11 protein-coding genes are annotated in these 12,990 nt (G+C 70.9%); 6 read left to right on the top strand and 5 right to left on the bottom strand.

All coding sequences use genetic code 11. The annotated features are described in order from the left end of the window. Positions 1-160 precede the first annotated feature (160 nt). Together rplQ and truA are read left to right on the top strand one after the other, a co-directional pair. On the top strand, positions 161-664 hold the full coding sequence (rplQ, locus tag ABTX18_RS16205) for a 50S ribosomal protein L17 (protein ID WP_136328425.1): 504 nt from the start codon (positions 161-163) through the stop codon (positions 662-664). Positions 665-752: 88 nt separating this feature from the next. Then, entirely contained in the window at positions 753-1,607 is an 855-nt protein-coding gene (gene truA, locus ABTX18_RS16200) for a tRNA pseudouridine(38-40) synthase TruA (protein ID WP_352123362.1), read from the top strand. A 7-nt stretch (positions 1,608-1,614) separates the two neighbouring features. On the opposite strand, the gene ABTX18_RS16195 is transcribed toward truA, so the two are convergent. Together ABTX18_RS16195 and ABTX18_RS16190 are read right to left on the bottom strand one after the other, a co-directional pair. After that, a complete protein-coding gene (locus tag ABTX18_RS16195) occupies positions 1,615-3,486 on the bottom strand; it encodes a hypothetical protein (RefSeq protein WP_352123361.1) in 1,872 nt (623 codons plus the stop codon). Positions 3,487-3,518: 32 nt separating this feature from the next. Then, positions 3,519-4,364 (bottom strand): hypothetical protein, encoded by an 846-nt coding sequence (locus tag ABTX18_RS16190; RefSeq protein ID WP_352123360.1) that lies wholly within the window; start codon positions 4,362-4,364, stop codon positions 3,519-3,521. A 67-nt stretch (positions 4,365-4,431) separates the two neighbouring features. Between ABTX18_RS16190 and ABTX18_RS16185 the strand changes: the two genes are divergently transcribed. The 4 genes from ABTX18_RS16185 to glmM all read left to right on the top strand — a co-directional run bounded on the left by ABTX18_RS16185 (position 4,432) and on the right by glmM (position 9,324). Beyond that, complete coding sequence (locus tag ABTX18_RS16185; protein ID WP_352123359.1) at positions 4,432-6,051, top strand: ABC-F family ATP-binding cassette domain-containing protein; 1,620 nt, start codon at positions 4,432-4,434, stop codon at positions 6,049-6,051. A gap of 731 nt (positions 6,052-6,782) precedes the next feature. Then, entirely contained in the window at positions 6,783-7,226 is a 444-nt protein-coding gene (gene rplM, locus ABTX18_RS16180) for a 50S ribosomal protein L13 (protein ID WP_136328420.1), read from the top strand. 45 nt (positions 7,227-7,271) lie between these two features. Further along, the gene (rpsI, locus tag ABTX18_RS16175) at positions 7,272-7,799 is read left to right on the top strand and encodes a 30S ribosomal protein S9 (protein ID WP_219573707.1); all 528 of its coding nucleotides are present in this window, start codon (positions 7,272-7,274) and stop codon (positions 7,797-7,799) included. 166 nt (positions 7,800-7,965) lie between these two features. Further along, positions 7,966-9,324: a phosphoglucosamine mutase gene (gene glmM / locus ABTX18_RS16170; protein ID WP_352123358.1), complete on the top strand. Its 1,359-nt coding sequence runs from the start codon at positions 7,966-7,968 to the stop codon at positions 9,322-9,324. A 37-nt stretch (positions 9,325-9,361) separates the two neighbouring features. Here the strand turns inward: glmM and ABTX18_RS16165 are convergent, their stop codons facing one another. From ABTX18_RS16165 to argG, 3 genes are all read right to left on the bottom strand, one after another. Next, on the bottom strand, positions 9,362-10,327 hold the full coding sequence (locus tag ABTX18_RS16165) for a DUF389 domain-containing protein (RefSeq protein ID WP_352123357.1): 966 nt from the start codon (positions 10,325-10,327) through the stop codon (positions 9,362-9,364). Positions 10,328-10,354: 27 nt separating this feature from the next. After that, positions 10,355-11,350, bottom strand: a complete 996-nt coding sequence (coaA, locus tag ABTX18_RS16160; protein ID WP_352123356.1) for a type I pantothenate kinase — start codon at positions 11,348-11,350, stop codon at positions 10,355-10,357. 135 nt (positions 11,351-11,485) lie between these two features. Then, entirely contained in the window at positions 11,486-12,931 is a 1,446-nt protein-coding gene (gene argG, locus ABTX18_RS16155) for an argininosuccinate synthase (protein WP_352123355.1), read from the bottom strand. Positions 12,932-12,990: the final 59 nt, after the last annotated feature.

Below are 12,990 nucleotides of genomic sequence, written 5' to 3'. Positions count from 1 at the left end.
CTCGGGCGTGAGGGCATGTCCTCAATCGCCGGACAGGCTTGGTTTTGGCTGATGTCAGAATTCGAGTGCGGCCGGCAGACATGACTTCCGTGGGGCGACCGCCTTACGGGAACTGACACCGGTACCTGATACGGCCGGTGCAGCACACAAGGAGAAAACCATGCCTCAGCCCGCCAAGGGTGCCCGTCTGGGCGGCAGCGCTGCGCACGAGAAGCTTCTTCTCAACAACCTCGCGAAGTCGCTGTTCGAGCACGGCCGCATCACCACGACCGAGGCCAAGGCCCGCCGCCTGCGTCCGGTCGCCGAGCGTTTCATCACCAAGGCGAAGAAGGGCGACATCCACAACCGTCGCCTGGTGCTGCAGTCGATCACGGACAAGGGCATCGTGCACACGCTCTTCACCGAGATCGCCCCGCGGTACGAGAACCGCCCCGGTGGTTACACCCGCATCACCAAGATCGGCAACCGTCGTGGCGACAACGCCCCGATGGCCGTCATCGAGCTGGTCGAGGCCCTGACCGTGGCGCAGGCTGCCACCGGTGAGGCCGAGGCCGCCACGAAGCGTGCGGTCAAGGAAGACGCCCTCAAGAAGGACGAGACCCCGGTCGAGTCCGTCGAGGACGCCAAGCCGGCCGAGGCCGACGAGGAGTCGAAGGACGCCTGAGCGTTCTGACCTCTGGACGGGCCCGCATCACCCCTCGGGGCGGTGCGGGCCCGTTTCGCTGTGCAGGGATCTTGAAAGGACCGCTGGTGTGAGTGACGTGGTGGAGCCCGGCTTCGTACGGGTGCGGCTTGACCTGGCCTATGACGGCAAGGACTTCTCGGGCTGGGCCAAGCAGACCGGCCGGCGGACCGTCCAGGGGGAGATCGAGGATGCGCTGCGGACCGTGACCCGCTCCCCGCGCACCTACGACCTGACCGTGGCCGGCCGCACCGATGCGGGCGTGCACGCCCGGGGCCAGGTCGCGCATGTGGACCTGCCGGACGAGGTGTGGGCCGAGCACCAGGAGAAGCTGCTGCGGCGGATGGCCGGGCGGATGGCTACCGATGTACGGATCCGGCGCATCGAAGAGGCACCCGCCGGGTTCAACGCCCGCTTCTCGGCCCTGTGGCGCCGGTACGCGTACCGGATCTCGGACGGGCCCGGCGGGGTCGATCCACTGGTGCGCGGTCATGTGCTGTGGCACGACCGGGAGTTGGACCTCGACGCCATGAACGCGGCTGCGGCGCGCATGACGGGGGAGCACGACTTCGCCGCGTACTGCAAGAAGCGCGAGGGTGCGACGACCATCCGCACGCTGCAGAAGCTGAGTTGGGTCCGTGACGAGGCGTCCGGGATCATCACCGGTACCGTGCAGGCCGATGCCTTCTGCCACAACATGGTGCGTGCGCTGGTCGGGGCGATGCTGTTCGTGGGGGACGGCCGCCGCCCGTACGCGTGGCCGGCCGAGGTTCTCGGCGCCGGGGTGCGCGATCCCGGGGTGCACGTGGTCCGGCCGCACGGGCTGACGCTGGAGGAAGTCGCCTACCCGGCCGACGAGTTGCTGGCGGCCAGGGCGGTGGAGGCCCGCAACGTGCGGACGCTGCCGGGGGCCGGCTGCTGCTGAGTGCCGGTCAGGAAGCTGTGTGCGTCCGCCGGCGCAGCGCGTTCGTGAGGGAGCCCGCCAGGTACAGCGCCGCGCAGCTCAGCAGCGAGGAGCGGAACCAGCCGATCTGCGGGCTCCACCAGGAGAAGACCGCGGCCGCACCGACGAGGACCAGTGCGGCGCCACGGGTCAGCCACCAACGAGCTGTGCGCGCAGGGGCGTTGCCGGTCGCGGGCGGATGGCTGCCCGTGCTCGTCGTCATCGTGTCGCGCATCCCCGCCAGGATGGAGCGGCGGGCCTGCACCCGGGCGCCGGGCAGCTCGCCGAGGATTTCGGTGTCCCCGCCGAAGCCCGGCGGGAGCGGCGGCAGGCCGAGGGCGGTGACGAGGTCGGCCTGGTGGCGGACCGGGTCGACGGTGGCGCGCAGGATGTGGGCCAGCGGGCGCGGGTCCGCCACCCCGAACAGCTGGGCCAGCTCCCCGGCGACGGCCTGGACGTCGGCGTGGTCCGGGGCGGGGGACTCGGCGTCCCAGGTGTGCGTCGCGAGCTGCCGGCCCTGGTGGAGCGCGGTGACGGTGCAGCGCTCGGGGGTGCGGTGCAGCACCAGGGCGGGCCAGCTCTCGCCGGTCGTGAAGGTCTCCGCCGCCGAGGTCAGCGGCTCCTCCGGGAGCAGCGCCGCGCGTCGGCCGCGCGTGGCCTCGGGGACCACCTCCACATAGCTGTAGCCCTCGCCCGCCGGGGCCGTACGCAAGGAGAAGCCGCAGATCAGAGCGGCCTGGGCCACGGCGGCCGGGGGCGCGGGGACGATCGCGACCGCGCGCGGGGTGAGGGCCGCCCAGTCGGGCGCGGTGGCGGGCGGCTCGGGCGGGCGGCCGAAGAACGGGATCCGGGAGGCGAGGTCCAGCCGGACGTCGGACCGGGCTTCCAGGAACTCGGTGCGAGGGTCGCCGAGCCGGTTCCACGGGTGCTCGGTGGCGTGGACCCCGATGGCGCGGAACACGTCGAGGGCCGCGTCCGGCCGGTCGGACATGATCAGCAGCAGGGCCAGGTCGTTGCGGAAGCCGGCCGCCTCGCGGTCGCCCGCCCCGTCATAGGTGTCGGACAGGCTCAGGGCCCGGTCGATGGCCGCCTCGACCTTGGGCCCGTACGGGTCGGGGCCCTCGGGCTCGTCCGCCTCGGAGAGCCGGTACTCCAGCGCCGCCTGGAGCGGCAGCGCGTGCAGCTTCGAGCCGGGCGGGGCGGACGCGGCCACCCGCTCCGCGTACCGGAACATCTCCTCGTGCGAGCCGTACCACTTGGCGCACAGGTACTGCAGCGCCTGGGCGTGACAGCCGAAGTGGTGCGGGTCGCGGGCCTCGGCCTCGGCGAGATACGCGTCGAAGACCTCGCGCGGGGCCTGCATGCCACGGGCGTGGGTGAGCGCGATGCGCCAGGGGACCGGGTCGGCGGGGTTGAGCTCGGCGGCCGCGCCGATGACCGGAACGGCGTCCTCCAGGAGCGCGAAGAACGCCTGGAACTGGTCCCGTTCGACGTCCTTCGCGCGTGCGCTCGTCCGCACCTTCCACGCCTGGTGGAGGTGGAGGTCGGCGACGACGAGGAGGGCGTCGGGGTCGTCGGGGGACTGGGCCACCCAGGCGTCCAGCCAGCCGTCGTGGTGCAGCGCGGTCCGGGCCAGCCGGCTCACGTACGCGTCCCTGCGCTCCCACTGGGCGTGCACCCTCGTCGACGCGAGGAGCTCCTGCGCCGGGGCGTGGTCACCGGCTGTGGCCGCGGTGAGGGCGGCGCGCAGCGGGGCATCCGGCGGGTCCAGGGCCACGGCCTCGTCGGGCGCGAGGTCGGGGCCGATGGCGTCGCGGTGGCGCAGGATGCGCAGGAAGGAGAGCAGGAAGACGAGACGCACGGCAGCGGTCCTCCGCATCCGGGTGACGGGGCTCAGGCGGTGGCTGCCGCAGAGGCTTGAACCTCGCCGCGGTGGCGGATCTGGCGGAAGGTGAAGTCCGTCAGGTCGTCGCCGACGGCGAACACGTCTCTGTCGCTCTTGGTCACGTTCTTGCCGTTGGTGAAGCCGCCGACCGTGAAGTAGGCGTACCGGCCGTAGGAGTTGGCCGTACGGCGGCAGATGGCGCCGCCCCGGCAGAACGTCGGCACTCCCGATCCGCTCAGCGACGCCAGGCCCCCGCTGGCCTGCTGGGCGGCCTTCTTGGCCTGGGCCTCCGTCTCGAAGACCGCGAGGCCGATGGTCACGGCCACCCCGCTGCGCGCGTACGTGGCCCGGATGACCTTGTCGCAGCCGTTCCTCGCGAGGATCGAGCCCAGCGCGCCCTGCGTGGTCGTGGCGCACTTCGTCGTGCGGTGCGTCGCGCCCTTGGAGTAGACGCGGTCACCCATCGTCAGCTTCTTGCCCGGGAAGAAGGCGTCCACGGTGACGGGAAGCCGGTCCTTCCTGACGTCGGATATGTAGTCCTTCGGGTCCGGCGGAGGCGCGGGGGCCACCGACGAGAACGACGGCTCCGGCTGCGCCGTCTCGCTGGGCAGCGCGGTCGCCGACGGCAGCTCGCTCGCGTTCTTCCCGGACGCGCCGCCCGAACCGTCCTTGCCGGTCGAGATGACCGCCGTCGCCACGATCGCGGCGACCGCGGCGGTGGCCAGCGCGCCCCCGCCGATCATCAGCCACCTCTTGCGCCTGGCGCGCGCCGCCGACGCCTCGGCCAGTGCCGCCCAGTCCGGTGTCCCCGTGCCCCCTGGCCCCCAGGAGGGCCCCCCTTGCCCAAAGCTCATGGGCCGAATCCTAGGCCCTGGGTAATCCGGTTGGGCCAGGGCTTCGCCGCCCGTGACAATGCTGTGCATGGGACATCTTGAAGCAGGCCATCTCGAGTACTACCTACCGGACGGGCGGGTACTGCTCGGCGATGCCTCGTTCCGTGTCGCGGACGGGGCCGTGGTCGCCCTCGTCGGGGCGAACGGCGCCGGTAAGACCACGCTGCTCCGGCTGCTCGCCGGGGAGCTCCAGCCGCACGGCGGCTCCGTCTCGGTGAGCGGCGGGCTCGGCGTGATGCAGCAGTTCGTCGGCTCCGTACGCGACGAGCGCACGGTGCGGGACCTGCTGGTATCCGTCGCCCAGCCCCGCATCCGCGAGGCCGCGCAGGCGGTCGACCGCGCCGAGGAACTGATCCTCACCACCGACGACGAGGCCGCGCAGATGACGTACGCGCAGGCGCTGAGCGACTGGGCGGAGGCGCGCGGGTACGAGGCCGAGACGGTCTGGGACATGTGCACCATGGCCGCGCTCGGCGTCCCGTACGAGAAGGCGCAATGGCGCGAGGTGCGCACCCTGTCCGGGGGTGAGCAGAAGCGGCTCGTGCTGGAAGCGCTGCTGCGCGGGCCCGACGAGGTGCTGCTGCTCGACGAGCCGGACAACTATCTCGACGTCCCCGGCAAGCGCTGGCTGGAGGAGAAGCTGAAGGAGACCCGTAAGACGGTCCTCTTCGTCTCCCACGACCGGGAACTGCTCTCCCGCGCCGCCGAGAAGATCGTCAGCGTGGAGCCCAGCCCGGCCGGCAGCGACGTCTGGGTCCACGGCGGCGGCTTCGCCACGTACCACCAGGCCCGCAAGGAACGGTTCGCGCGCTTCGAGGAGCTGCTGCGCCGCTGGGAGGAGGAACACGCCCGGCTGAAGGCGCTCGTCCTGCGGATGCGGCAGCAGGCCGCGAACAGCCCCGACATGGCCAACCGCTACCACGCGATGCAGACCCGCTTCAAGAAGTTCGAGGAGGCCGGCCCGCCGCCGGAGCCGCCGCGCGAGCAGGACATCAAGATGCGGCTGCGCGGCGGGCGGACCGGGGTGCGGGCGGTGACCTGCAAGAACCTCGAGCTCACCGGCCTGATGAAGCCGTTCGACCTGGAGATCTACTACGGGGAACGGGTCGCCGTCCTCGGCTCCAACGGGTCGGGCAAATCGCACTTCCTCCGCCTGCTGGCGGGCGAGCCGGTGGCCCACACGGGGGAGTGGAAGCTCGGGGCGAGGGTCGTGCCCGGACACTTCGCCCAGACCCACGCCCATCCGGAGCTCCTCGGCAGGACGCTCGTCGACATCCTGTGGACGGAGGCGGCCAAGGACCGGGGCGGCGCGATGTCCGTACTGCGGCGGTACGAGCTGGAGCGGCAGGGGGACCAGCCCTTCGAGAAGCTCTCCGGCGGGCAGCAGGCCCGCTTCCAGATCCTGCTCCTCGAGCTGGCCGGCACGACCGCGCTGCTCCTGGACGAGCCGACCGACAACCTGGACCTGGAGTCGGCGGAGGCCCTCCAGGACGGGCTCGAGGTGTATGACGGGACGGTGATGGCTGTCACCCACGACCGGTGGTTCGCGAAGTCCTTCGACCGGTACCTGGTGTTCGGCTCGGACGGGTTCGTCCGCGAGTCGGCGGAGCCGGTGTGGGACGAGCGACGGGTGTCTCGCGCGCGGTAGCGGTTTTCCGGGGCGCGGGTCTTTGTCCTCAATCGCCGGACGGGCTTGGTGGTGCGGCTCCCCCGCCGGGTGCGGGCGCCCCTGTCCGGTGGGTGGGGGTGGGGTCCCTCCGGGGAGACTCCTCAGAAATGGCATGTGCGGCCGGGTGGACATCCGACTCCCGTCGTACGCCATTTCCTGCGGGGACTCCCCTGCACGCCCCCACCCGGCCGCCGTGCGTCTGTACGCCCGGTGGATCGACTGTCGCAGACGCAAGGCGGCCGGGGCCGGGGGCGTGCAGGGGAGTCCCCGCAGGACGACGAACACCGACCCGGGTCCCTCGCGTACCGGCGGAACGTTCGTCGTTTGAGGAGACGCCCCGGAGGGACCCCGGACCCCCCCACCGGGCATGGGCGCCCGCACCCTGCGGGGCACGCCGCACCCTTCAAGCCCGTCATGGGGGTCCCCCCATGCCCTTAAGGCTATGGGGGAGATTGAGGACGGAACCCCGCACCAAGGGGGACCCGCACCCGGGGGACCAGGAACCCGCGCGCCCCCCGGCCGAGGGACCCGCCGAGGGCCCCGTTTTGACCCGTTCGGGCGGGGCGGGGTACTGTCGGGGATTGTTCCCTGGAGCAGTTACCAGTGGCTCGCATACGGACCACGTCCGGCAGTGTGCGCCCCAGCTGCATGATCGCTTCAGAGGTGCCATGTGTCTGGACCCCATCCACTGAAGAAGCGAAGGCTACGAAGTGCGTACGTACAGCCCCAAGCCCGGCGATGTCACTCGCCAGTGGCACATCATTGACGCTGAGGACATCGTCCTCGGCCGTCTGGCCACCACGGCTGCGAACCTCCTCCGAGGCAAGCACAAGGCGATCTACGCCCCCCACATGGACATGGGCGACTTCGTCATCATCATCAACGCCGACAAGGTTCACCTGTCCGGCAACAAGAAGACCCAGAAGATGGCGTACCGCCACTCCGGGTTCCCGGGTGGTCTCCGCTCGGTTCGTTACGACGAGCTGCTTGCGAAGAACCCCGAGAAGGCCGTCGAGAAGGCCATCAAGGGCATGATCCCCAAGAACACCCTGGGCCGTCAGATGATCTCGAAGCTGAAGGTCTACGCGGGCGACCAGCACCCGCACGCTGCGCAGCAGCCGGTCCCGTTCGAGATCACCCAGGTCGCGCAGTAGTTCCGGCCTCCCCCCAAAGACGTAAAGAAAGATCTGAGGAGCATCGTGGCCGAGACCACTGTTGAGACCCCCATCGAGGGCACCGAGGGCGAGGAGACCTTCGCCGAGGTGACCACCTTCGAGTCCGAGGTCCCCGTCGAGGGTGAGTACACCTCCGAGTCGCTCGCGGGCCGCTTCGGCGACCCGCAGCCCGCGGCCGGCCTTGGCCGTCGCAAGAACGCCATCGCCCGCGTCCGGATCGTTCCGGGCACCGGCAAGTGGAAGATCAACGGTCGCACCCTTGAGGACTACTTCCCCAACAAGGTGCACCAGCAGGAAGTCAACGAGCCGTTCAAGATCCTCGAGCTCGACGGTCGCTACGACGTCGTGGCCCGCATCTCGGGTGGCGGTGTCTCCGGTCAGGCCGGTGCCCTGCGCCTCGGTGTGGCCCGCTCGCTGAATGAGGCGGACGTGGACAACAACCGCGCCACGCTGAAGAAGGCCGGCTTCCTCTCCCGCGACGACCGTGCGGTCGAGCGCAAGAAGGCCGGTCTCAAGAAGGCCCGTAAGGCCCCGCAGTACAGCAAGCGCTAAACCGCCTGCTCAATCGCGTTACACGTTCGCCCCGGCGGCACACCTCGTGCTGCCGGGGCGTTCGTTTATTGACAGCCTCGGGCATATAACGGCATAAGGCGTTCATAGGCTTGTTGCTTACTTCGTCTGATTTTTTTGCGTTTCGGAGCACCTTCGGAGGACACCAGTGGGACGACTCTTCGGCACGGACGGCGTGCGCGGTGTCGCGAATGCGGACCTGACGGCCGAGCTCGCGCTCGGCCTGTCGGTCGCGGCGGCACACGTACTGGCCGAGGCAGGCACCTTCGAGGGCCATCGGCCGACGGCCGTGGTCGGCCGCGACCCGCGCGCCTCCGGAGAGTTCCTGGAGGCCGCCGTGGTGGCCGGTCTCGCCAGCGCGGGCGTCGACGTCCTGCGCGTCGGCGTGCTGCCGACCCCGGCTGTGGCCTATCTGACCGGCGCCCTGGGCGCCGACATCGGCGTGATGCTCTCCGCCAGCCACAACGCGATGCCGGACAACGGTGTCAAGTTCTTCGCCCGGGGCGGCCACAAGCTCGCCGACGAGCTGGAGGACCGCATCGAGAAGGTGTACGAGCAGCACCGCACCGGCGAGCCGTGGGCCCGTCCCACCGGCGCGGGCGTGGGCCGGATCAGCGACTATGCCGAGGGCTTCGACCGTTACGTCGCCCACCTCATCGGAGTGCTCCCCAACCGCCTCGACGGCCTGAAGGTCGTCCTGGACGAGGCGCACGGCGCGGCGGCGCACGTCTCGCCCGAGGCGTTCGCCCGGGCCGGCGCCGAGGTCGTCACGATCGGCGCCGAGCCGGACGGCCTGAACATCAACGACGGCTGCGGCTCCACGCACCTGGCGCTGCTCCGCGCCGCCGTCGTCGAGCACGGGGCCGACCTCGGCATCGCGCACGACGGCGACGCCGACCGCTGCCTGGCGGTGGACGCGGCGGGCGAGGAGATCGACGGCGACCAGATCCTCGCCGTGCTGGCCCTCGCCATGCGCGAGGCCGGCCAGCTGCGCATGGACACCGTGGTCGGCACCGTGATGTCGAACCTCGGCTTCAAGATCGCCATGGAGCGTGAGGGAATCCAGCTCGTCCAGACGGGCGTCGGCGACCGCTACGTGCTGGAGTCGATGAAGGCCGAGGGCTACGCGCTGGGCGGTGAGCAGTCCGGACACGTCATCGTCCTGGACCACGCCACGACCGGCGACGGCACGCTGACCGGCCTGATGCTGGCGGCCCGGGTCGCCGCCACCGGCCGCTCGCTCGCCGAGCTGGCCGGGGTGATGGAGCGCCTGCCGCAGGTCCTCGTCAACGTGCCGGACGTCGACAAGTCCCGCGTGGACACCTCCCCGGAGCTGGCCACGGCCGTCGCCGAGGCCGAGCGCGAGCTGGGCGCCACCGGCCGGGTGCTGCTGCGCCAGTCGGGTACGGAGCCGCTGGTGCGGGTCATGGTCGAGGCGGCCGACATCGAGCAGGCGCGCGCGGTGGCCGGGCGGCTGGCGGATGTGGTGAAGTCCGCGCTCGGCTAGGCGATCGTGGGGGCGGGCGCTGCGCCGAGCGCCCGCCCTACGCGTCCGCGCCCACCGGCGCCTTCGTGCCTGCCCGCTGGCGACGGCGGGCCGTGTGCCACAGGGCCTTCTGGGCCAGCAGCGTCAGCGTCCCCGCCAGCACGATCCCGCCCAGGTTCGCCAGCAGCTGCTGGATCGATCCCGTCATCTGGCTGTAGTCGCCGTAGCTGAACGCCACCGCCGCGTTGGCCGCGGCCGGCACGGTCGTCACCGAGATCGCGACACCGATCAGCGCCCCGGACTTCGCCGAGGTCAGTGAGAGCGTCCCGGCGATGCCCGCGAGGAACGCCACCACGAACGACAGCCAGTCCGGCTGCCAGACGAACGCCGTGTTGGGCCGGGCCGCCTCGATCATCGCCTCGTCGAACAGCCCGAAGGCGTCCATCAGCCAGGCGAAGCCGGCGGTCACCACCATGGCGGCGGCGAATCCGCCGATCAGCGCCCACAGCGACCGCCCCACCAGACGCGGGGCCCGCTGCACCAGTGCCGTGGAGATTCCCGCCAGCGGCCCGAACTCCGGGCCCACCGCCATCGCGCCCACGATCAGGATCGCGTTGTCGAGCATCACACCGCAGGCGGCGAGCATGGTGGCGACCGCGAGGAACGCCACGTAGGTGACGCTGAACGTCGAGTCCTCGTGGGTGACGTCGGTCAGCTCCTCCCACAGCACCGCGTCCGCGCCCTCGCCCGGCGCCTCCTCCTCCGCCAGGTCGGCGCGGGCGGAGAGCGTCAGGTCCATGTTCTCGACGGTGATCGCCCCGTACTTGTCGACCCCGAGCCGCCGCAACGCGCCGATCAGCTCGTCGCCGGCCTCGCGCGCCACGTCGCACAGCACCACGTCGCCCACCGGGTCCCGCGCCACCCCCGGCAGCACCGCGAGATGGGCGGTGCCGACGGTCCGTTCCAGCAGGCCCGTCACCTCGTCCGTACGGTCGGCCGGGACGATCAGGCGGAGATGCAGCACAACGCTCCTCGTGAGGATGTGATCGGGTCAGAGCTTGCGCAGGGACAGCCGCTGGACCTTGTGGTCGGGGCCCTTGCGCAGCACCAGCGTGGCACGGCCGCGGGTCGGCGCCACGTTCTCCACCAGATTGGGCTTGTTGATGGTCCGCCACATGGTTGCCGCGTACGCCATGGCCTCCGCCTCGGAGACCTGCGTGTACTTGCGGAAGTACGAGGACGGGTCCTGGAACGCGGTGGCGCGCAGCTTGCGGAAGCGGTTGAGGTACCAGGTCTCGATGTCCTCGGGCCGGGCGTCCACGTACACGCTGAAGTCGAAGTAGTCCGCGAGCCCGACGCGGGTGCGGCCGTCCTTGCCGGGGAGTGCGGGCTGCAGGACGTTCAGCCCTTCCACGATGAGGATGTCCGGACGCCGTACGGTGAGCCGCTCGTCCGGCACGATGTCGTAGATCAGGTGCGAGTAGACCGGGGCCGTCACCTCGTCCTTGCCCGCCTTGATGTCGGCGACGAACCGGGTCAGCGCGCGGCGGTCGTACGACTCCGGGAAGCCCTTGCGCGACATCAGGCCGCGCGCGTGGAGCTCCTTCATCGGCAGCAGGAACCCGTCCGTGGTCACCAGCTCCACCCGCGGGTGCTCCGGCCAGCGGGCCAGCAGCGCCTGGAGGATACGGGCGCTGGTGGACTTGCCCACCGCGACACTGCCCGCGACCCCTATGACGAACGGCGTCCCGCGCTGCTCCCCGTGCCCGTTGCCGGCGTCCCCGAGGAAGGTGTTCAGTGCGCCGCGCAGCCCGGAGGTGGCCTGGACGTACAGATTGAGAAGCCGCGAGAGCGGCAGGTAGACGTCCCGCACCTCGTCGAGGTCGATGACGTCCCCGAGCCCGCGCAGCCGCTCCACCTCGTCGGCGGTCAGCGGCAGCGGCGTCTTGTCGCGCAGCGCGCTCCACTCCGCCCGGGAGAGGTCGACGTACGGCGTAGCGGCGGGCTCGGCGCGTCGGTTCGTGCTCCGTGTCGGCGAAGTGATCACGGGTTCATTGTTGCGGGAGTTCGACGGGAGTTCGAACGGTGCGGGGGGTGGGCTCGGTCACGTGGGCGACGGCGGTGGGCAGCGAAAAGGCCGGCCCGGCGCACGAGGTGCCGGGCCGGCCTTTGTCTGCGGGGGCTAGTCCGTGCCGGACTCCATCGCGGCGCGGTCCAGCATCTCGTCCGTCTCGGAGACCTCGCCGCGGGAGGCGATGGCCTCGGCGCCGCCCTCCGGGAGGGAGCCGATCAGGCCGGTCGCGGCGGCCTGGGCGGCGCCGATGGCCGGGTTGGCGGTGCCGATCAGGCCGAGGCCCGCGTACTGCTCCAGCTTGGCGCGGGAGTCGGCGATGTCGAGGTTGCGCATGGTCAGCTGGCCGATGCGGTCGACCGGGCCGAACGCGGAGTCCTCGGTGCGCTCCATGGACAGCTTGTCCGGGTGGTAGCTGAACGCCGGGCCCGTGGTGTCGAGGATCGAGTAGTCCTCGCCGCGCCGCAGCCGCAGCGTCACCTCGCCGGTGACGGCGGTGCCGACCCAGCGCTGGATCGACTCGCGCACCATGAGCGCCTGCGGGTCCAGCCAGCGGCCCTCGTACATCAGCCGGCCCAGGCGCCGGCCCTCGTTGTGGTACTGGGCGAGCGTGTCCTCGTTGTGGATCGCGTTGACCAGCCGCTCGTACGCGGCGTGCAGCAGGGCCATGCCGGGGGCCTCGTAGATGCCGCGGCTCTTGGCCTCGATGATCCGGTTCTCGATCTGGTCCGACATACCCATGCCGTGGCGGCCGCCGATGGTGTTCGCCTTCATCACCAGGTCGACGGCGGTGTCGAACTTCTCGCCGTTGATCGTCACCGGGCGGCCCTGGTCGAAGCCGATCGTGACGTCCTCGGTCTCGATGGCGACCGAGGGGTCCCAGAACTTCACGCCCATGATCGGGTCGACGCTCTCCACACCCGTGTTCAGGTGCTCCAGCGTCTTCGCCTCGTGGGTGGCGCCCCAGATGTTGGCGTCGGTGGAGTACGCCTTCTCCGTGCTGTCGCGGTAGGGCAGGTCATGGGCGACCAGCCACTCCGACATCTCCTTGCGGCCGCCGAGCTCGGTCACGAAGTCCGCGTCGAGCCAGGGCTTGTAGATCCGCAGGTGCGGGTTGGCGAGGAGCCCGTAGCGGTAGAACCGCTCGATGTCGTTGCCCTTGTACGTGGAGCCGTCGCCCCAGATCTGTACGTCGTCCTCCAGCATCGCCCGCACCAGGAGCGTGCCCGTCACGGCGCGGCCGAGCGGCGTGGTGTTGAAGTACGCCCGCCCGCCCGAGCGGATGTGGAACGCGCCGCAGGTGAGCGCGGCCAGCCCCTCCTCGACAAGCGCCGCACGGCAGTCGACCAGGCGCGCGAGCTCGGCGCCGTAGGCCTTGGCGCGGCCGGGCACGGAGGCGATGTCGGGCTCGTCGTACTGACCGATGTCGGCGGTGTAGGTGCACGGGACAGCGCCCTTGTCGCGCATCCACGCGACCGCGACCGAGGTGTCGAGGCCGCCCGAGAAGGCGATGCCGACGCGCTCGCCGGTGGGCAGGGAGGTGAGGACCTTAGACATAGGAAGATTATGCATCATCTCGCATGATCATGCAACGTGGTGGATTCCGCGCTTCCGGA

It is taken from the genome of Streptomyces sp. NPDC096323 (genome assembly GCF_040302845.1).
GTDB lineage: Bacteria > Actinomycetota > Actinomycetes > Streptomycetales > Streptomycetaceae > Streptomyces.
This window is presented reverse-complemented; position numbering and strand designations above follow the sequence as displayed.